Source organism: Pigmentiphaga daeguensis (genome assembly GCF_039523035.1).
Taxonomy (GTDB): domain Bacteria; phylum Pseudomonadota; class Gammaproteobacteria; order Burkholderiales; family Burkholderiaceae_B; genus Pigmentiphaga; species Pigmentiphaga daeguensis.
Map to the genome: position 1 here is coordinate 18,055 of NZ_BAAAEN010000029.1, position 19,301 is coordinate 37,355.

The window sequence follows — 19,301 nt, forward strand, 5'->3', positions numbered from 1 at the left end:
TTGGTGAATAGTGACGATGTCGCGATCGGATGTCAACGGCGGCCGCGGCTCGGGAACAGCGGGAGAAACCCTAATGCGCAAAAAAAACCGCGCCGGAATCCGGCGCGGTCGACAGGGGTTGGAACGCTGCGGCGGCTTAGAAGTCCATGCCGCCTCCGGCGGGCGCCGGGGCTTTCTCTTCCTTGGGCAGCTCGGCCACGGTGGCGTCCGTGGTCAGGATCAGGCCGGCGATGGACGCCGCGTTCTGCAGCGCCGTACGGGTCACCTTCGTCGGATCGACCACGCCGATGGCGACCAGGTCGCCATATTCGCCCGTCGCGGCGTTGTAGCCGAAGTTGCCCTTGCCTTCCAGCACCTTGGACACGACCACCGAGGGCTCTTCGCCGGCGTTGGCCACGATGGCGCGCAGCGGCGCCTCGAGCGCGCGCAGCACGATGCGGATGCCCGCGTGCTGGTCGGCGTTGGCGCCCTCGAGCTTCTCGACGGCGGCCCGGGCACGCAGCAGCGCGATGCCGCCGCCCGGCACGATGCCCTCTTCCACCGCGGCGCGGGTGGCATGCAGGGCGTCGTCGACGCGGTCCTTCTTCTCCTTCATCTCGACTTCGGTCGCGGCGCCCACCTTGATGACCGCCACGCCGCCGGCCAGCTTGGCCACGCGCTCTTGCAGCTTCTCGCGGTCATAGTCGCTGGTGGCCTGTTCGATCTGCGCCTGGATGGACTTGACGCGGGCGTCGATGCGCGACTGCTCGCCGGCCCCGCCGATGATGATGGTGTTTTCCTTCTGGACCTCGACCCGCTTGGCGCTGCCCAGATCCTCCAGCGTGGCCTTGTCGAGCTGCCGGCCCGTCTCTTCCGAGATGACGGTGGCGCCGGTCAGGATGGCGATATCCTCCAGCATCGCCTTGCGGCGGTCGCCGAAGCCGGGCGCCTTGACCGCGGCGACCTTCAGGACGCCACGCATGGCATTGACCACCAGCGTCGCCAGCGCATCGCCATCGATGTCCTCGGCCACGATCAGCAGGGGCTTGCCGGCCTTCGCGGTGGCCTCGAGCACGGGCAGCAGATCCCGGATGCTGGAGATCTTCTTGTCGTGCAGCAGGATCAGCGGATCCTCCAGGTGGGCGACCTGCTTCTCGGGATCGTTGATGAAGTACGGGCTCAGGTAGCCGCGATCGAACTGCATGCCCTCGACGATGTCCAGTTCGTTTTCCAGCGACTTGCCGTCTTCCACGGTGATGACGCCTTCCTTGCCCACCTTGTCCATCGCCTGGGCGATGATCGTGCCCACGGCCTCGTCGGAGTTGGCCGACAGCGCCGCCACCTGGGCGATCTCCTTGTTGGTCGAGATGGGCTTGGAGAGCTTGCGCAGTTCCTCGACGACGGTAGCCACGGCCTTGTCGATCCCGCGCTTCAGGTCCATCGGGTTCATGCCCGAGGCCACGTATTTCATGCCCTCCTGCACGATGGACTGGGCCAGCACGGTGGCGGTGGTGGTGCCGTCGCCGGCGACGTCTGCGGTCTTGGAGGCGACCTGCTTGACGATCTGGGCCCCCATGTTCTCGAACTTGTCCTTGAGTTCGATTTCCTTGGCCACCGACACGCCGTCCTTGGTGACCACCGGCGCCCCGAAGCTGCGTTCGAGCAGCACGTTGCGTCCCTTGGGCCCCAGCGTGACCTTGACGGCATTAGCCAGTATGTTCACGCCCTGCACGATGCGGGCACGGGCGCCATCATGGAATTGGACGTCTTTCGCACTCATGTCTTTCTCCTCGTGGTGACGGATCGTCAGGCGGCCTTCTTCAGTTCGTCCCGGGCGCCTTCCAGCACGCCCAGCACGTCCTCCTCGCGCATGACGAGAATCTCCTCGCCGTCGATCTTCACGGTCTGCCCGGCGTACTTGCCGAACAGCACCTGGTCGCCGACCTTGAGCGTCAGCGGACGCACGCTGCCGTCATCGAGGGACTTGCCTGGCCCCACCGCGACGACCTCGCCCTGCTCGGGCTTCTCCGCCGCCGTGTCCGGGATCACGATGCCCGAGGCCGTCTTGCGTTGTTGTTCGATCCGCTTGACGATAACCCGGTCGTGAAGGGGACGAATCTTCATGATCAATCTCCTAAGCGATTGCAAATCATCAGAAAGGGGATGTCGGCACCGTCCGTGCAAGGTCGCCGGTGCCGGCAGCGGCTCGCTGCGGATCGAAAAATAGGAGCGGCTGCGTGCGCTTCAAGAGGGGGATGCGCACGGTGTTTGTATCAAATTGCTACATCAAATGATTAACCGATCCACCCGGCCCAGCCGATAGACGGCGCGCCCCGCGCGGCCTGCCTCCAGCGGATACGGCAGCACCGGGCAAGGCGGCTCGCGGCCCCCCGTCCCGTCCAGCGTGCTGTCCTCGTCCTCTACCCATTGCCACAGCCCGCTCTTGCGAGGGCGGAACAGCCACCGCACATAGCCGCGATGGGCGGCCGCCCGCATCAGCTCGTCGCGGTCGGGAGCCCCCATGACGACGCCGGGATCGGCGCTGTCGGCGTCGGGATAGTCGCCGAACGCCCGGTGGCCCGCCAAGGCCTCGCTGGCGGGAGCCCCCAGCCGCCACCAGGGGCGCTTCACCACGCGCTCGAGATCCCAGGCTCCCAGTTGCCATGCGGCGTCCAGCAGCGCCTGCTCGGCCGACTCGATGCCCTCCCCCGGCGCATCGATCTGCAGGGCCGAACCGGCCACCGATCGCGGCGGCAGCGGCAAATCGTCCAGCCGCAGCGGCGTCTCGCGCGCGAAGCCATGCCAGTGGATGATGAGGAGAATGGGCGCGTCCCGTCTGGGCACGGTCGCGGCGGTAACCGCATAGATGGGAAGTTTCATGGCGGCCGCCTGGGCCGCAATCGTTTCAAAGACGTTCATCAGGCCTCCGATTCGATACGCGGGCCGGCATGCGGCCACGGCCCGCCATGCGGAAAAATTTATCGCGGCATGGCGCCCGCTTCAAGCCGCCCGAAATGAAAAAAGGAGGCCTGCAACGCAGGCCGCCAACACAGGCAACAACAACGACAACGAAAAAAGAATCAGCCGGCCACGGGGGCTTCCTTGCCCTCGACCTGGACGCGGAAACCCGAACGCACGTTGGGCCAGTAGTCCCAGATGGCCTTGTGGTGCGTGCAGCGGTTATCCCAGAATGCGATCGAATGCGGTTCCCAGCGGAAGCGGCAGGTCCACTCGGGCTTGTTGCAATGGTCGATCAGGAACTGCAGGATGCGGTCGCCTTCCAGGCGGGGCAGTTCGTTGATGTGCGACGTGAAATCGGTGTTGACGAAAATCAGCTTCTTGCCGCTTTCGGGATGGCGCACGATGACCGGGTGCGAGGAAATCGGCGTGCCGGGACCGAAGACCCGCGTGCCGTCATGGGTGGCGGTCAGGCCTTCCAGGTAGGTCTTCATCCGGGGCGACAGCGCGTCGTAGGCGGCGTACATGCTGGCGAACATGGTGTCGCCGCCGCCGTGCGGAGGCACCGTGTGGTTGTACAGCATGCTGCCCAGCGGCGGGATGGGCGCACAGGACTGGTCGCTGTGGAAGTTCTCGCCCGAGATCTGCTTGGAGGTCTCGTCGTAGTGGAACTTGCGCACCAGGGGATTATCGGTGGTCTTGCTGATGGTGTTGACGCCGACGTGCTTGCCCAGCGTGCCGAAATATTCGGCCGTGCGGATCTGGTCTTCGAAACTGATTTTCTGGTCACGAAAGAAAATGACCTGGTATTCGATGAAAGCCGCGTGCAGTTCCTTGACCTCCTGGTCGGACAGCGGGCGGGTCAGATCGATATTCCCGATTTCCGCGCCTATATGCGGGGATATGGGTTTGACCGTGATGGCTTCATATTTCATGATGTTTTCCTGATTCCGCAATGACAAACTACCGGACACGCCCGGCGGCCACCGGCGACCCGGTCGGCATGGGTGAAATCATCCCTCTTGGGCTGCGATCCTGCTAGCCTTCAGTTCGACTAGTTGTTATGCAGTTTTCGCATTACTCACGCAACCGGTTCGCTGCCCACCAGGGTTTCCGCCGCCGTCTGCCGCAGCAGGTCCACGGTCTTGGCCGTCAGCAGCGTGGGCGGCCGCCGGCTGTGCGTGACCAGCCCGATCACGCCGCCCACCACGGGCTCGACCAGCGGGCAGATGCGCAGGTCGGTGCCCGGCATGCCCGCGCGCACCAGGTTGTAGGGCACCACGGCCGCGCCGAAGCCCTTGTCGACCAGCGCCACGATGGCCTCGACCCCGTCGATCTCGAAGGCGATATCCAGCGCGATGCCCTGCCGCGCGGCCTCGGCCTCGACCAGCATCCGCAGCGGATGCGGCTCGGACGGGAAGATCAGCCGGTGCTCGGCCAGGTGGGAAAAGGCCAGGGGCCGGCTCTCCTGTGCCGCCTCGGTCTTGCGCAGGATCAGGCATAGCGGCTCGCGCACCAGGGGCTCGATCTCGGTCAGGGTCGAGACGGTCGGGTCGTACATCAACGCGGCATCCAGCTTGTCGGAGATCAGGCGTTCGTACAGCGTCATGCTCAGCGCCTCGACGATGGTCAGCCGCGCCAGCGGGAAGCGCTCGCTGAAGGCGCGCACCAGCGGCACGGTCAGCACCCTGCCCAGGGACGGCGGCATGCCGATGACCACCCTGCCGGTGATTTCGGTTTCCGACCGCGACAGCACCTGGGTGGCCGCATCCAGCTGTTGCAACACGCTGCGGGCGAACAACAGGAACTGCTCGCCCGAATCGGTCAGCACGATGCCGCGCCCATGGCGATGGAACAGGGTCTTGCGCAGGTCCACCTCGAGCTGGCGGATCTGCCTGCTCAGGAAAGGCTGTCCAAGGCCGAGCGCCGCGGCAGCGCGGCTGAAACTGCCATGCTCGGCCACACGGACGAAGTATTCGAGCTGCTTGAAATCCATGGTTTTCGATCTAACAGAAATGCAGTATTCGCATAGCTTGTTGCTATCTTCCAGCTAAGGCCGTAATTTGACAAGAAGGTCTTGACACGGTTCGACGCGCGCTTATAGTGTGTCACCTATTAACCATTGGACCATACACGAAACACGGTATCCGGTTTGACGGCCAGGTGTCGAAACTGTTTTTCGTGGGAATCCGATGGCCCGCGCAAACCATCCCCGGATTGCGCGGATTATTAACGGAAGAGACATCAATAATATTCCCGTCCATGGGGCCGGAATAATCACCCTTTATCCGCCTGGAACCGGCCGGATATTTTCTTCCTTCGTTTTTTTCGTCCAGAGAGCATTCACCATGGCATTGAGAAAATACGTGCTGCGAACCTGTGTTGCCGCGGCCTTCGCGTCCCTCGGACTGTCGGGAGCCGCCAGCGCGCAGGGTTACCCGACCCGCCCCGTCACCATGGTGGTGCCCTTCGCCGCGGGGGGCTCCTCCGACATCCTGGCCCGCGCCTTCGGCGCCTCGCTGGCCGCGCGCCTGGGGCAACCGGTCATCATCGAGAACAAGCCCGGCGCGGGCGGCATCATCGCCTCGGACTACGTGGCGCGGGCGCAGCCGGACGGCTACACGCTGCTGTTCGGCACCATCGGTACCCATGCCATCAACCCGGTGCTCAAGAAGACCCTGCCCTTCGACGTCGCCAAGAGCTTCACCGCCATCGGCCGCCTGCAGGACGGCCCCCTGGTCCTGGTGGTCAACCCCTCGCTGCAGGTCAAGAACCTGCAGGGCCTGATCGACTACGCCCGCGCCAACCCCGACAAGCTGTCGTATGCCTCGGCGGGCATCGGCGCCATCTCGCACCTGGCCGGCGAGCTGTTCAAGTCGGAAGCCAAGGTGGAGATCGTCCACGTTCCGTACAAGGGCGGCGGCGCCGCCATGCCGGACCTGCTGGGCGGACAGGTCCAGCTCATGCTGGAAACCATTCCCAACACCTTGGCCTCGGTGCGCGCCGGCAAGCTGCGGGCGCTGGCCATCAGCAGCGACAAGCGTTCGGCCGCGCTGCCCGACGTGCCCACCTTCAAGGAAAGCGGCCTGAAGGGGCTGGACGTCACGACCTGGACCGGCCTGTTCGGCCCCGCGAACCTGCCCGCCGACATCGCGTCGCGCCTGAACGCCGAGATCGCCAAGGTCGCCGCCGATCGCGACTACATCGCGCGCATCGAGCAGACCGGCAGCGAAGTCGCCAAGCCCATGTCCAGGGAACAGTTCGCCGCCTTCGTCGGCAGCGAGGTCGCGCGCTGGCGCAACGTGGCGCAGGCCGCGGGCGTGCAGCCGGAATAAGCCTGGGCCCTTCCCCTTAGCTCGGAGAGTCGCCGCGCGGCCCTCCGGCCGCGGCCGCCGCCTTTCCGGCCGATGCGGATTGCACGGGCGGCGCCTGGGGGGACAGGGATTTCACGCAGGCGACATAGTCGGCGTCGACCTCGGCCAGCGAGGTGCCGCCCTCGTAGATTTCCGAGACCAGCCCGATGAACCAGGTACGGGTCTCGGCATCGTCCAGGCGAGAGTTCGAAAGCACGGCGTCGATCGTGCGCTGGGCGGTCCATCCCATGTCCCTGAGCCGGACGATGACCTCTTTCACGTCACGACTGGTCACGCACTCCTCCTGCCCCGAAGTCGTGACACCTGCCCGGTCGTGACCGGTCATGGCGCACCCCATCGTCACAGCGGTCGCGAGTCCCGCGAGCACCGTTCTCATGGATTCCGCAATCCTCGTAATTTGTCGTTGTCTGCCCAGCAGGCAAGCATATAGAAGCGCGGCCGCGAACTCCACAGCGCCGCTCGTTGCGCCGCGCGCGACACGGCCCGCCGACGCAACCAAGCTGTTAAACCCGGAAAAAACCGCAACGGCGCTGTAACCCCTCGCGACCGGCCATGCGGCTAAGCTGGACCCAAATCGGAACGGACTCCGCCATGCGCATTCCTCCCACGACGCGCGAGACCCGCCCCACTGCGGAAGCCCACCTCAGGGCAGTGGTGCACCCACTGCGTCCGGACATCCCGGCCGGCGCCATCACCATCGAAACAGACGAACGCGGGCTCTGGAGCGCCCAGATCTTCGGCGTCGAGCAGTCGCTGCAAAGCCCCGGGGAATCCCTGTACCAGGAGGTGATGGACCGCCTGTCGCACTGGCATCCCATCTACGAGCACGACGAGATCGCGGCGCTGCTGACCACGCTCAAGATCATCGCGCCCAAGGCGGGGCTGGCCATCCCTCCCGGCTCACTGAAGCTGATCGAACTGCCCGCCGGCGTCCTGGTGCTGACGCTGAACGACGTTCCCGTCGTGGCGTCGGAAGACCCGCTGCACCTGCTGTCCCAAGCCGTCGTCAGCCTGCGCGCCGCCCAGGACTCCGCGCGCTGAGCGCGGCCCCGGGCATCCCCCAGCATCCGGGAAAAGCGGCGGCTGGTATCATGATGCTCCCCGCCCCTCCAGGGCGGGCCAGCAACAGGTGAAGCATGTTCCCAGCACGACTCACAGACGGCTACCGCTCTTTCCTGGGCGGCCGCTTCAACGACGAACGCACCCGCTACAAGACGCTCGCCGAAAAGGGCCAGAAGCCCGAAATCATGGTCATAGGCTGCTGCGATTCCCGCGTGGCCCCGGAAGTCATCTTCGACGCCGGCCCCGGCGAGATCTTCGTGGTCCGCAACGTCGCCAACCTCGTCCCCCCCTACGAAGGCATCACCCAGCACTACCACGGCACCAGCGCGGCGCTGGAGTTCGCCGTGCAGTCGCTGCGCGTCAAGCACATCGTCGTGCTCGGCCACGCGCTGTGCGGCGGCGTCTCGGCCTTCGCCAACAGCGCCGACCCGCTGTCGCCCGGGGATTTCATCGGCAAGTGGATGCAGCAGATCGCCCCGGTGGTCGAACGCACCGTCCCGCCTGGCGAAAACCCCGGCATGTACATCCGCCAGCTGGAACTGGCCACGGTCGAACACAGCCTGAACAACCTGATGACCTTCCCCTGCGTGCGCATCCTGGTGGAACGAGGCCAGTTGCAACTGCACGGGGCCTATTTCGGCGTCGCCACCGGCGTGCTGATGGTGCGCGACCCGGCCACCGGCGAGTTCCATCCCGTCTCCGAAAGCCCGCTGCCGCTGGACTAGGGCAACAATTTTTACGCAACGTCATCCGGCGCCGGCGGTCCAAGCGGTTTGCACCGCGCACGGCCGCTGCGCATGGAGCCTGGACCATGATGTTACGTATCGCCGCCACGGCGCTGTTGTCCCTGTCCCTACCCTTGCTCGCCCACGCCGCCGGGACCGCCCGGCTGGCCGGGCTGGACGACCGGGGGCAGCCTTTCTCCGCCTCGGTCGAATACGCCGGCAACAATCTGCGGGCGGCCTCGCCCCAGAGCCCCAACAACTACCTGCTGGCCCGCGGCGACAAGATCTACGCCGTCAGCCGCGTCAACGGGCAGCAGGTGGTCATGGAAGCGGCCGACCTGATGCGCATGGCGGGCGGCCTGATGCCCAGCCCGACGGCCGCCCTTGAACAGGTCAGCGCCATCGTCTCCCTGCAACCGACCACGCGCAGCGAAACCGTGGCCGGACTGGGCGGCACCGTCTACGTGCTGACCTACGAGGACGGCCGCCGGCAGCGGCGCACCGAAGAACTGGTCCTGACCTCGGCGCCGGCGGCCAGCGAACTGACCGCCGCGGCGCTGAAACTGGGCCGCAGCCTGGCCTCGCTGTCGGGCACGCTGCTTCCGCCCGGCGCCGACGACCTGGCGCGGCGCCTGCAGGCCGACCGGCTGGGCCTGCTGCGCTTCGGCGACCGCTTCCGGGTCGAGACCCTGGACGACCGCGCGCCCCCGCCTTCGCGCTTCGACATGCCCGGCGGCTCGTTCCAGATACCCGACCTGCGGGGCCTCTTGCCCGGCCTGGGCGGCCGCTGAGCGGCGGGCACGCAAACCGCGCGGACCCGGCTAGAATGCCGGGATCCGCACGCCTGCCCGAGCCCATGCTCCCTCCCGTCCTGTCCGCCCCGCGCCACGGGCAAACGGAGTCCCCATGACACGCGCCACGCGATTCGGCGTGATCACCATCGTCGTCGGGATCGCCGTCCTTGGCCTGAAATACCTCGCCTACCGGCTCACCGGCAGCATCGCGCTGTATTCCGACGCGCTGGAAAGCATCATCAACGTGGCCACGGCCGTCATCACCGTGGTCGCGCTGTCGGTCAGCGCCATGCCCGCCGACGCCAACCACCCCTACGGCCACAACAAGGCCGAGTACCTGTCCGCGGTCCTGGAAAGCACGCTGATCGTGTTCGCCGCGCTGACCATCCTGCGCGAGGCCTACCAGGGCTTCATGAATCCCCGCCCGCTCGACGCGCCGGTGCTGGGCATGGCGATCAACCTGGGCGCCACCCTGATCAACGGCGCCTGGGGTACCCTGCTGATGCGCTACGGGCGCCGCTGGCACTCGCCGGCGCTGGTCGCCGACGGCCGCCACCTGTGGACCGACGTGGTCTCCTCGATAGGCGTCGTGATCGGCGTGGCGCTGGTGGCGCTGACCGGCTGGACCCGCCTGGATTCCATCATCGCCGGCCTGGTGGCGCTGCACATCCTGTGGTCGGGGTGGCAGCTGATGCGCGACTCGGTGGGCGGCCTGATGGACGAAGCCCTGTCGCGCGAGATCGTCGACGACGTGCGGCAGATCATCCGCGACCACGGCACCGGGGCGCTGCAGGCCCACACCCTGCGCTCGCGCCGCTCGGGCCCCCGCGTCTTCATCGAATTCAATCTCGTCGTGCCCGGCGCGATGTCGGTGGGCGCCGCCCACGCGATCTGCGACCGGCTGGAAACCGCCATCCATGGCTACATCGAAGGCAGCTCCATCGTCATCCACATCGAGCCCGAACAACAGGCGGTCGCCTCGCCCGAGGTCCGCATCAGCTGAGCGCCACGCATCATGTTCACGTCCCCGCCCGACTCCCTCACCCATCCGGCCATCATCGACGCCACCCGCGCGTGGCTGGAGAAGGCCGTCATCGGCCTGAATCTCTGTCCCTTCGCCAAGGCCGTCCATACCAAGGGCCAGATCCAGTACGTGGTCAGCGATGCGCGCGACCCCGACGCGCTGCTCGAGGAACTGGGCGCCTGCCTGCGCACGCTGGCGCAGAGCGACCCGGAACAGGTCGACACCCTGCTGCTGATCCACCCCTGGACGCTGGCCGATTTCTACGACTACAACGAGTTCCTGGACGAGGCCGACGCCGCCGTGGAAGCGCTGGGCCTGGAAGGCGAGATCCAGGTCGCCAGTTTCCATCCCGACTACCAGTTCGCGGGCACCGGCGCCGACGACATCGAGAACTACAGCAACCGCTCGCCCTACCCCACCCTGCACCTGCTGCGCGAGGCCAGCGTGGACAAGGCGGTGGAGGCGTTCCCGGAAGCCGAGAGCATCTACGAACGCAACATCGAGACGCTGCGCGAACTGGGCCACGAAGGCTGGAAGAAGCTGGGGCTGTAGGACGCCCGCGCGGGCTTCAGTCCTCGTTCACCCGCCCGCGCATGCGCTTGATCTCGCCATGCCGGACCTTGCGCTGCAGGCGGCGCTGCTGCGACCCCTTGGTCGGCCGCGTGGGCTTGCGCGGCTTGGGCGGTTCCGCCACCGAGGCCAGCAGGGCCGCCAGGCGCTCGAGCGCGTCGGCGCGGTTCTTTTCCTGGCTGCGATAGGCCTGCGCCTTGATCACCACCACGCCGGCGCTGGAGATGCGCCGGTCCGCCTTCTGCATCAGCGCCTCCTTCCACGCCTCGGGCAGCGACGAGGCGCCGAGATCGAAGCGCAGGTGAACCGCGCTCGACACCTTGTTGACGTTCTGTCCGCCCGCCCCCTGCGCGCGGATCATCGTGAAGACGATCTCGTCTTCATCGATGGCGACCCCGGGAGCCAGATGCAGGAGCGGCATGCGGGCCTCAGTGCGCGGCCGTATCCACGCGCATGCCCAGCCGCCGCAGCAACTCGCGGTCGGCCTCGGCCTGCGGGTTCTCGGTGACCAGCAGCTTGTCGCCGTAGAACATGGAATTGGCGCCGGCCAGGAAGCACAGGGCCTGCAAGGCGTCGTCCATCTGCTCGCGCCCCGCCGACAGCCGGACCACCGCCTCGGGCATGGTGATGCGCGCCACCGCGATGGTGCGCACGAATTCGAACGGATCCACCGAGGCGTTGTCCGCCAGCGGCGTACCCTGCACGCGCACCAGGTTGTTGATGGGCACCGACTCCGGATAGGGATCCATGTTGGCCAGCTGGACGATCAGGCCCGCCCGCTCGCGGCGCGATTCGCCCAGGCCCACGATGCCGCCGCAGCAAACCTTGATCCCGGCGTCGCGCACGCGCCCCAGCGTATCCAGCCGGTCCTGGTAGGTACGCGTCGTGATGACGCGGCCGTAGAACTCGGGCGAGGTATCCAGGTTGTGGTTGTAGTAGTCGAGCCCGGCCTCGCGCAGCTGTTCGGCCTGGCCGTCGCGCAGCATGCCGAGCGTCACGCAGGTTTCCAGGCCCAGGTCCTTGACCGCCTTGACCATGTCGGCCACCGCGTCCACCTGGTGCGGCTTGGGGCTGCGCCAGGCAGCACCCATGCAGAACCGCGTCGCGCCGTTGTCCTTGGCGGCCCGGGCCGCCGCCAGCACCTCGGCCAGCGGCATCAGCTTCTCGGTCTCGACGCCCGTGTCGTAGCGCGAGGACTGCGGACAGTACGAGCAATCCTCGGGGCACCCGCCGGTCTTGATCGACAGCAGGGTCGACAACTGGATGGCGTTGGGATCGAAGAAGCGCCGGTGCGCCTGCTGCGCCTGATAGAGCAGATCGGCGAACGGCAGCTCGAACAGCGCCAGCACGGCATCGACGTTCCAGGATGCGCAATTGCGGCGAGATGTAACAGCGGCGGCCGCGGGCGCGACGGCGGGATCAGCTTGCATGGGAACTCCTTCACGGGGAATGGCGCGGCCCGCGGGCCGGCGCCAGTGCACATGGTAAGCAAGCCGGACGGCGGCATCAAATATTCAAAATCCGTTTTTTGCCTTAAAAATCGGCGAACTTGCCGCGTACACCCTGATTTTGAACGAAGTCGCGGCCAACATGACGCCTACGGCTGTTGCAACTTCGCAGGATTTTTCAGGTAGGGTTCGCGGGCGCCGCCGCGCAGTGGCCGCTCTCGCCCGCCGCTGCGCCGGTCGCCGCCGTTGACCGCCGGACTTGCATTTCTGCTCCAAGATTGTTTGAATGCCGGCTCTGTGCATAGGCAGAGGGCCATCCGGCCCGTCTGCCGATATTTTTTCAAGGAGTACGCATGCGCACCAAGAAGGAACTGATCGACGCTCTCGCCGAGCGCACCCAACAACCCAAGAATGTCTCCGAAGCCTTCATCGATGCGCTGGGCGATGCCCTGCGCGACACGCTGGCCAAGGGCGACGAGGTCGTGCTGCCTGGCGTCGGGAAGTTCTCGGTGAAAGAAAAAGCCGCCAAGACGGGCCGCAACCCCCGTACCGGCGAAGCGATCCAGATCGCTGCCCGCAAGGCCCCCGCTTTCAGCGCCGCCAAGGTCCTGAAAGACGCCGTCGACGCCAAGTAAGCGTCGCCGCCACGCGCGCCCCCGCCTACCGCGGCGGTGCGCGCCGAATCAGTCTGCCTTACACTGCAAGAATCCTTCGCTCCCGGAGTCATTCTTGTCTACCGACCAACCCGCCGAGCCCTTCAGCGGTCCCAGCACCACCTACCTGGTCTCGCAGGTACACCATCCCCTCCGCAACTTCAGCGACGCCCTGCTCAAGCCCTATGGCGTAACGGGCATCCAGTTCACCGTGCTGTCCGTGGTCGCGCACCGTGAAAAGCTGTCCTCCGCGGATCTGTCCAGGCGCTTCTACGTCACTCCCCAGTCGATGGGCCAATTGCTCTCGACCCTGGAAGAGCGCGGCCTGCTCGAGCGCAAGGAAGACGCCAGCAATCGGCGCATCCTGCGCATCACGCTTACCCCGGCCGGACGCGAAGTGGTCGAGGCCGGCACGCGCGAGCTGAACCGCTTCGAGCAGGAGGCCTTCTCCAGCCTCAGCCCCAAGGAGCTCAAGACCTTTCGCGGATTGTTGCGCACCGTCATCGACGATTTGCGCAGCCGGCATATCGGCGCCACATAGCGTGCATCGCGCTGATCGAAATTCCTTGTGATTCCATAATTATTATGTGATTCAGCTCGCTCATCGCTTCACTTTATAGTCCCCCAACACGGACAATGAGGGGACATCGATGAACAAGCGGATCCTGCGCGCAATGCCGATGCGGCGTGCGTGCCTCGCCACCTTGGCAACACTGGCCCTGGCCGGCACCGCATCGGCCGCGGCAGCCGAATTTCCCGCCGGGCCTGTCACCATCGTCGTGCCTTTCCCGCCCGGAGGTCCCACCGATACCACCGCACGACTGGTGGGCAAGACGCTGTCGAAACAACTCGGCCAACCCGTGGTGATCGAGAATCGCGCCGGCGCGGGCGGCACGGTCGGCTCCGCCTCGGTCGCGCGCGCCAAGCCCGATGGCCACACCCTGCTGTGGGCCAGCACCAGCAGCCTGGGCGTGGCGCCAGGGCTGTACCGCAACCTGGCCTACTCGCCGATGGAATCCTTCGCGCACATCGGCCTGGTGGCGCGCAGCCCCATCCTGCTCGTGGTGCGCCATGCCTTTCCCGCCAATACCTTGCAGGAACTGGTCGCCTATGCCGCCAAGAACAAGGTGTCCTACGGTTCCGCCGGCAACGGTTCCATCAACCACCTGACCGGCGAATGGTTCAAGGAGGTGTCCGGCGCGAACATCCTGCACGTTCCCTACAAAGGCGGAGCGCCGGCGCTGGCGGACATGATCGGCGGCCAGATCGACATGACGCTGGAGACCATCACCGTCGTGCGGCCCTACCTGGAAAGCGGCCGGGCCAAGGTACTTGCCACCGGCGGCGCCACGCGCTCGGCCGACATGCCGCAGGTGCCCACCGTGCGCGAAGTCTTCGGCGGCGATTTCGAATCGTATTCCTGGACCGGCCTGGTGGCGCCTGCCGGCACCCCGGCCGCCGTCGTTCAAAAGCTCAATGCCGCGCTGCGCGCGGCCCAGGACGATCCCGAGCTGATGAGCCAGATGAAGGCCGGCGGCCAGGACGTCATCAAAACCACGCCGGACGAATTCCGCAGCTTCCTGGCGAGCGACACCAAGCGCTGGGCCGAATTGATCAAACGCACCAACACCACACTGGACTGACTCATGCGCATCATCATCGCCGGCGGCGGCCTGGGCGGACTGACCGCCGGCCTCGCCCTGCTCCAACAAGGTTTCCAGGTCCGCATCCTGGAACAAGCCCCGCAATTGAAGGAAGTCGGCGCGGGCATACAACTCGGGCCCAACGCCGTGCACGTGCTGTACGCGCTGGGCCTGGAAGGCGACTTGAGAGAACAGGCCTGCGAGCCGGAAGGCAAGATCGTGCGGCTGTGGAACACCGGCCAGACCTGGAACCTGTTCAACCTGGGCGACGTATCGCGGGAACTCTACGGCTATCCGTACCTGACCGTGCATCGCGCCGACCTGCACCAGGCCATCGCCGCCGGCGTGCGGCGCGCCGATCCCGACGCCCTGGTGCTGGGCGCCAAGTTCGAGCGCTTCGAGCAGAACGGCGACGGCGTGACCGCCTACACGGCCGACGGCCGAAGCTTCCAGGGCGACGTGCTGGTCGGCGCGGACGGCGTGCATTCGCTGGTACGCGGCCAGTTGTTCGGCGCCGACCGGCCCGATTTCTCCGGCCTGGTCGCCTGGCGCGGCGTGATCGAGGCCGACAAGCTGCCCGAGCGCCTGAGCCGCCCGGTGGGCGTGAATTGGGTCGGCCCCGGCGCCCACGTCATCCACTATCCGCTGCACGGCTACAAGCTGGTGAACTTCGTCGCGGCCGTGGAACGCAGCGATTGGCAGGTCGAGTCCTGGACCGAGCGCGGCACCACCGAAGAATGCCTGAACGATTTGCGCGGTTGGAACGAGGACGTGCATACCCTGGTGCGCGCCATCGACGTTCCCTACAAATGGGCGCTGATGGTTCGGGACCCCATGCCCCGCTGGAGCGAAGGCCGGGCCACCCTGCTGGGCGACGCCTGCCATCCCATGCTGCCTTTCCTCGCGCAAGGCGCGGGCATGGCCCTGGAAGACGGCTACATCCTGGCGCGCGCATTGCGCCAGTACGCGGACCCGGCGCAGGCGCTGCAACGCTACGAGCAGGCACGCAAGGATCGCACCGCCAATGTCATCCTGGGCGCCAATGCCAACGCCAAGCGATTCCACAACCGGGAACTGGCCCACGCCGAGGGCGCGGCCGCCTACGTGAACCGCGAATGGCAGGAAGACCGGGTGAAGGAACGCTACGAGTGGCTCTTCACCTACGACGTCGAAACCGTGCCCATCTGATCGGCCGCGCCTTCCCCTACGTGCGGGTCGCCATCACGGCCTTGAAGACCTCGGTGAATTCAGTCAAGGTATCGGGCCGGGGCGCCCCCGCCCGCATCACGTAGCAGAAATCGAAAGTCACCGCCGGACTGATCACCCGGTGCTCCACGGCGTAGCGTGCGCACGCGCTTTGCGAAAACTCCGGAATGATGGCGATGCCGAAGCCCTGCTCTGCCAGCCCCAGCGCCGTATCCAGGTGCTGTACGGCGATGCGGCGGCCGATGTTGATCTGGTGCTTGAACAGGGCCTCTTCCGCCAATTGATGAATGGGGCTGTCTTCCGTCAGCGCCACATAGGGCTGATCGCGCAGGATCTCCCAGGTCGTGTCCTTGCGCCCCTTCGCCGACGGAACCGGCGCATAGCTTCCCGGCGCATAAACCGCCAGCAGCCCCGATGGCGCCAGCGCCTTGCGCACCAGCCCCGACACCTTGGAAAAAAACGCGCCGAACGCCGCATCGGCCTCGCCCGTCTCGACCAGTTGCTGGATTTCGAGGGGGCTGCCGGCGATGATCTCGACCTCGACCTGCGGGTGGTCCGCCAGGAACCGACGCATGGTCTCCGGCACGACATTGGCCGCCATCAAGGGCGTAAACGCCAGACGCAGGGCAGCGCCTTCCTGGCGCCCCATGTCGCGCAGACGGGCCGCCGCGGCGCTGAGTTCACGCTCGACCAACTCCGCCGCGGGCAGAAAGACACGGCCGGCCTCGGTCAGCACCACCGCGCGGGTGGTACGTTCGAACAACCGGGTATTGAGCTGGGATTCGAGTTCGCGAATGGTCGCGCTCAGCCCCGCCTGGCTAAGATGCAGACGCTGGGCGGTGCGGGTGAAATTACCCGATGCCGCCACCCCCAGAAAAGCCCGCAATTGGCGCAAAGAAATATTCATGCGCCAATTATTTCAGTTTTCCCCCCTCTTTGCGCATCACCGCCCCAGACCCAGGATGCGGTGGATCCGGCTCCGCCGGTCCACCCGCACGCCCCACGGGTCCCGGCCCCCTTGGGGGGCTGCCGCGTAGCGGCTGGGGGCCCACCATTCTGGGCGCGCGTCAGCGCGTAGGGGGGGCATCAGTCCAGCTTCAACCCCGTCCGGCGCACGATATCGCCCCACTTCGAGATATCGGTAGCGATGATCTTGCGGAACTCTTCGGGCGAGGTCGGCGCAGGATCGGCGCCGGCCGCGCGCACGCGTTCGATCACACCGGGGTCGCTCAGCGCCGCCCGGATCGCCGCGTTCAGGCGCTTGACGACGGGTTCGGGCGTGCCGGCGGGCACGGCGATCCCGAACCAGCCCATGGCCTCGTAGCCCTTCATGCCCGACTCGTCCAGCGTCGGCACGTCGGGCAGCGAGCTCGACCGTTCGCGCGTCGTCACGGCGAAGGCCTTCATGCGCCCTTCCTTGATATATGCCATGGCGCTGGGCGTATCGCTCATCGCCAGCGGAATCTGCCCGGCCAGCGCATCGGTGGTGGCCGGGCCCGTGCCCTTGTAGGGCACCAGGACGGTCTTCACGTCTCCAATCTGATTGAAAAGCTCGCTGGCCAGGTGCATGACCGTGCCCAGGCCGCCATGGCCGATCGACAGCTTGCCCGGCTCTGCCTTGGCCGCGGCAAGCAGGGCCTTGACGTCCTTGTACGGCGAGTTCGCCGGTCCCACCAAGACAAAGGGCGAGCTCGCAACCATGCTGACCGGGATGAGGTCCTTGACGGGATCGAAAGGCATCGTCCGATACAACACGCTGTTGATGCCCAGCGCGCCTGCCCCGCTGAATACCATCGTGTAGCCATCGGGCGCCGATCGAACCACCGATTCGACGCCGATGTTGCCGCCTGCCCCGCCCTTGTTCTCGACCACCACCTGCTGGCCCAGCTGCTTGGACATGACGGGTGCCATGACGCGGGCGATGAGGTCCGTGCTGCCGCCCGGCGGGAACGATACCACCAGCCTCAGCGGACGATTGGGAAAATCCCCTTGCGCCTGCGCCGCCGGCAAGGCCAGCACGGTCGCGGTCGCCAGGGCCGTCATGATCATCTTCTTCATTGCAGTCTCCTTTCTCATAGCCATATGGGTCCTGCCGCTCGGTGGCGGCCTTTCTTATTTTTGAACGCGATCAAATTTGATCATGTTTCATTTCCAGCGACCGCACCATCAGGGCATTCACCGTATCCGCGGCCTCGTAGGCCGCCCAGTGGCCCGCCCGGGGAATCATGTCGAAGACAGCCTGCGGCAACGCCTCGCACAAGGCGCGGCCTTGCGCGGGCGCATCGCCGCCGCCGTAGACATCGCGTTCGCCGGCGATGCCGTGCACCGGACAACGCAGGCCCAGGAAAGCCTCCAGTTCGCGGCTGGCCAGCAGCGGCCGGGTGTCCAGCCGGCAACGCTCCAGGTTGTCGGCATGCAGCCGGACGGCCTGGTCATCGACCAGGGCGGCGTCGCCGAACATGGACACTTCAAGGTTGTGCCGGTGGATGCGAGTGGCCTCGGCCGGATCGGCTATGCCCCGCCAACGCAGCAATTCCGGCGGCCTCGGCACCGTGCGCGTGAAAGCTCCGCGCAACAACAGTATCTGGCGGACGCGCAGTGGCTGTTGCCGCGCCATGCTCTCCCCCAGGACCGAGCCCAGGGAAAATCCGGCGAGCGCCACGTTTGCATCGGGACCCGCGATCTGATCGATGCCGCGCCACAACAGACCGGCGAAAGCGGCACACGACACGTCGCCCGCCGGCAGGTCGGAATCGCCATGGCCGGGCAGATCGGGCACGAGCACCGTGAAGCGTTCGGCCAGAGCGGCGATGTTGCGCACCCAATGCGTCCACGAACCGCTGTTGCCGTGCAGGAGGACGACCAGCGGGCCGGCGCCCCATTGCCGCCAGACTACGGCCCGGCCATCGTCAACCGTGGTGTGGATCCGGGCGGATTGCCCCAGCGCGTCGACCATTTCGTACACCCTTGTCTCTCTCGCGTCCGGTGACATCCGGCGCTTATGATAATCACACCTTATATAAAGTTTCTTTACTTATCAAGAGAATCTTGCATCATCGCGCGGGAGGCCTGCCGAGTTCTTCTAGAATAGGCGGCCCGGCCCCGCCGCCCCTCATTCCTTCGCGTCCTGCTCTTTCATGAAGAATCCATCCGCTTCGTCGTCCCCGAACCAGGAACTGGGCTTGCGCGAGCGCGCCAAACTCGACAAGCTGCGGCGCATCAAGCACGCAGCGCGCGACGTCTTCCTGGAAAAAGGCTACGACGCGGCGACCACGCGCGAGATCGCGCAGCGCGCCGAAGTGGCCATCGGAACCATCTTCGTCTACGCCGAGGACAAGCTCGATCTGTTGATGATGATCGTCAACAACGACCTGGATGCCGTGAACGACAAAGGCGCCAGGGTGCTACAGCGGGACGGCCCGTTGATCGAATTGCTCATGGCTTTCTTCGAGCTGCGGTACCGCTACTGGGCCAGGCATCCGCAGATCTCGCGGCCGGCCGTGCAGGCCACCTCGGACTTCCTGGCTCGCAGCAGCGACCGTGGCGAGGAAACGCGCCGTTTCTACGCCCGCCGCGCCAACATTTACGCCATGCTGGCCGACGTGGTGCGGCGCAAACAGGAGCAGGGGCAAATAGGCAGCAACGCGGCCCCCGAGCTCATCGCCTCGTTGTTCGTCACCATCTATCTGGCCGAAGTGCGGCGCTGGCTCAGCCAGCCCACGCCGCGCCCCGGCGTCGGCCTGGCCTCGCTGCGCGCGCTGCTGCGCCTGGCCATCGAGGGGCTGGCGCCCATGGACGCCGAACGGCAGGCGCTGGCATCCACCGACTGAGCGGCGACGCCATGCGGCGCGGCCCGCCGTGCGGG

At 66.3% G+C, this 19,301-nt stretch carries 22 protein-coding genes; 11 read left to right on the forward strand and 11 right to left on the reverse strand.

Annotation, left to right across the window (positions count from 1 at the left end; genetic code table 11):
- Nucleotides 1-136: 136 nt before the first annotated feature.
- The 5 genes from groL to ABD104_RS25810 all read right to left on the reverse strand — a co-directional run bounded on the left by groL (nucleotide 137) and on the right by ABD104_RS25810 (nucleotide 4,933).
- Entirely contained in the window at nucleotides 137-1,759 is a 1,623-nt protein-coding gene (gene groL / locus ABD104_RS25790; protein WP_087841280.1) for a chaperonin GroEL, read from the reverse strand.
- Between the two features lie 26 nt (nucleotides 1,760-1,785).
- Entirely contained in the window at nucleotides 1,786-2,103 is a 318-nt protein-coding gene (locus ABD104_RS25795) for a co-chaperone GroES (protein ID WP_087841279.1), read from the reverse strand.
- 162 nt (nucleotides 2,104-2,265) lie between these two features.
- On the reverse strand, nucleotides 2,266-2,898 hold the full coding sequence (locus ABD104_RS25800) for a diguanylate cyclase (RefSeq protein WP_338618778.1): 633 nt from the start codon (nucleotides 2,896-2,898) through the stop codon (nucleotides 2,266-2,268).
- Between the two features lie 161 nt (nucleotides 2,899-3,059).
- Complete coding sequence (locus ABD104_RS25805; RefSeq protein WP_087841277.1) at nucleotides 3,060-3,872, reverse strand: TauD/TfdA dioxygenase family protein; 813 nt, start codon at nucleotides 3,870-3,872, stop codon at nucleotides 3,060-3,062.
- 146 nt (nucleotides 3,873-4,018) lie between these two features.
- Complete coding sequence (locus ABD104_RS25810) at nucleotides 4,019-4,933, reverse strand: LysR family transcriptional regulator (protein WP_087841276.1); 915 nt, start codon at nucleotides 4,931-4,933, stop codon at nucleotides 4,019-4,021.
- A gap of 352 nt (nucleotides 4,934-5,285) precedes the next feature.
- Here ABD104_RS25810 and ABD104_RS25815 point away from each other — a divergent pair, with 352 nt between their 5' ends.
- Nucleotides 5,286-6,272, forward strand: a complete 987-nt coding sequence (locus tag ABD104_RS25815; protein WP_279819926.1) for a Bug family tripartite tricarboxylate transporter substrate binding protein — start codon at nucleotides 5,286-5,288, stop codon at nucleotides 6,270-6,272.
- Nucleotides 6,273-6,288: 16 nt separating this feature from the next.
- Here ABD104_RS25815 and ABD104_RS25820 read toward each other — a convergent pair whose 3' ends face one another.
- On the reverse strand, nucleotides 6,289-6,585 hold the full coding sequence (locus ABD104_RS25820) for a hypothetical protein (RefSeq protein WP_343928460.1): 297 nt from the start codon (nucleotides 6,583-6,585) through the stop codon (nucleotides 6,289-6,291).
- A gap of 317 nt (nucleotides 6,586-6,902) precedes the next feature.
- On the opposite strand from ABD104_RS25820, the gene ABD104_RS25825 reads away from it, so the two are divergent.
- From ABD104_RS25825 to ABD104_RS25845, 5 genes are all read left to right on the forward strand, one after another.
- On the forward strand, nucleotides 6,903-7,352 hold the full coding sequence (locus tag ABD104_RS25825) for a hypothetical protein (protein WP_132980294.1): 450 nt from the start codon (nucleotides 6,903-6,905) through the stop codon (nucleotides 7,350-7,352).
- A 95-nt stretch (nucleotides 7,353-7,447) separates the two neighbouring features.
- Entirely contained in the window at nucleotides 7,448-8,098 is a 651-nt protein-coding gene (locus ABD104_RS25830) for a carbonic anhydrase (protein ID WP_087841272.1), read from the forward strand.
- Nucleotides 8,099-8,184: 86 nt separating this feature from the next.
- Nucleotides 8,185-8,889 carry a hypothetical protein gene (locus ABD104_RS25835; RefSeq protein ID WP_343928461.1) on the forward strand — a complete coding sequence of 235 codons (705 nt, stop codon included), beginning with the start codon at nucleotides 8,185-8,187 and terminating at the stop codon, nucleotides 8,887-8,889.
- Nucleotides 8,890-9,004: 115 nt separating this feature from the next.
- Complete coding sequence (locus ABD104_RS25840; RefSeq protein WP_087841270.1) at nucleotides 9,005-9,895, forward strand: cation diffusion facilitator family transporter; 891 nt, start codon at nucleotides 9,005-9,007, stop codon at nucleotides 9,893-9,895.
- Between the two features lie 12 nt (nucleotides 9,896-9,907).
- Complete coding sequence (locus ABD104_RS25845; RefSeq protein ID WP_087841269.1) at nucleotides 9,908-10,468, forward strand: DUF1415 domain-containing protein; 561 nt, start codon at nucleotides 9,908-9,910, stop codon at nucleotides 10,466-10,468.
- A 16-nt stretch (nucleotides 10,469-10,484) separates the two neighbouring features.
- Here ABD104_RS25845 and arfB read toward each other — a convergent pair whose 3' ends face one another.
- Entirely contained in the window at nucleotides 10,485-10,907 is a 423-nt protein-coding gene (arfB, locus tag ABD104_RS25850; RefSeq protein WP_087841268.1) for an alternative ribosome rescue aminoacyl-tRNA hydrolase ArfB, read from the reverse strand.
- A 7-nt stretch (nucleotides 10,908-10,914) separates the two neighbouring features.
- Entirely contained in the window at nucleotides 10,915-11,916 is a 1,002-nt protein-coding gene (gene bioB / locus ABD104_RS25855) for a biotin synthase BioB (RefSeq protein WP_087841267.1), read from the reverse strand.
- Nucleotides 11,917-12,287: 371 nt separating this feature from the next.
- Between bioB and ABD104_RS25860 the strand changes: the two genes are divergently transcribed.
- The 4 genes from ABD104_RS25860 to ABD104_RS25875 all read left to right on the forward strand — a co-directional run bounded on the left by ABD104_RS25860 (nucleotide 12,288) and on the right by ABD104_RS25875 (nucleotide 15,418).
- Nucleotides 12,288-12,569 carry an HU family DNA-binding protein gene (locus ABD104_RS25860; RefSeq protein WP_087841266.1) on the forward strand — a complete coding sequence of 94 codons (282 nt, stop codon included), beginning with the start codon at nucleotides 12,288-12,290 and terminating at the stop codon, nucleotides 12,567-12,569.
- A gap of 94 nt (nucleotides 12,570-12,663) precedes the next feature.
- A complete protein-coding gene (locus ABD104_RS25865; RefSeq protein ID WP_279818380.1) occupies nucleotides 12,664-13,128 on the forward strand; it encodes a MarR family winged helix-turn-helix transcriptional regulator in 465 nt (154 codons plus the stop codon).
- A gap of 109 nt (nucleotides 13,129-13,237) precedes the next feature.
- Nucleotides 13,238-14,230 (forward strand): Bug family tripartite tricarboxylate transporter substrate binding protein, encoded by a 993-nt coding sequence (locus ABD104_RS25870; RefSeq protein ID WP_087841264.1) that lies wholly within the window; start codon nucleotides 13,238-13,240, stop codon nucleotides 14,228-14,230.
- A gap of 3 nt (nucleotides 14,231-14,233) precedes the next feature.
- A complete protein-coding gene (locus ABD104_RS25875; RefSeq protein WP_087841263.1) occupies nucleotides 14,234-15,418 on the forward strand; it encodes an FAD-dependent monooxygenase in 1,185 nt (394 codons plus the stop codon).
- Between the two features lie 16 nt (nucleotides 15,419-15,434).
- Here the strand turns inward: ABD104_RS25875 and ABD104_RS25880 are convergent, their stop codons facing one another.
- The 3 genes from ABD104_RS25880 to ABD104_RS25890 form a co-directional block, all read right to left on the reverse strand.
- On the reverse strand, nucleotides 15,435-16,343 hold the full coding sequence (locus tag ABD104_RS25880) for a LysR family transcriptional regulator (RefSeq protein WP_279818384.1): 909 nt from the start codon (nucleotides 16,341-16,343) through the stop codon (nucleotides 15,435-15,437).
- Between the two features lie 179 nt (nucleotides 16,344-16,522).
- Nucleotides 16,523-17,494: a Bug family tripartite tricarboxylate transporter substrate binding protein gene (locus tag ABD104_RS25885; protein ID WP_279818386.1), complete on the reverse strand. Its 972-nt coding sequence runs from the start codon at nucleotides 17,492-17,494 to the stop codon at nucleotides 16,523-16,525.
- A gap of 70 nt (nucleotides 17,495-17,564) precedes the next feature.
- Nucleotides 17,565-18,392, reverse strand: a complete 828-nt coding sequence (locus ABD104_RS25890; RefSeq protein WP_343928475.1) for an alpha/beta fold hydrolase — start codon at nucleotides 18,390-18,392, stop codon at nucleotides 17,565-17,567.
- Between the two features lie 181 nt (nucleotides 18,393-18,573).
- On the opposite strand from ABD104_RS25890, the gene ABD104_RS25895 reads away from it, so the two are divergent.
- Nucleotides 18,574-19,266 (forward strand): TetR/AcrR family transcriptional regulator, encoded by a 693-nt coding sequence (locus tag ABD104_RS25895; protein ID WP_343928462.1) that lies wholly within the window; start codon nucleotides 18,574-18,576, stop codon nucleotides 19,264-19,266.
- The last annotated feature ends 35 nt before the right edge of the window (nucleotides 19,267-19,301 follow it).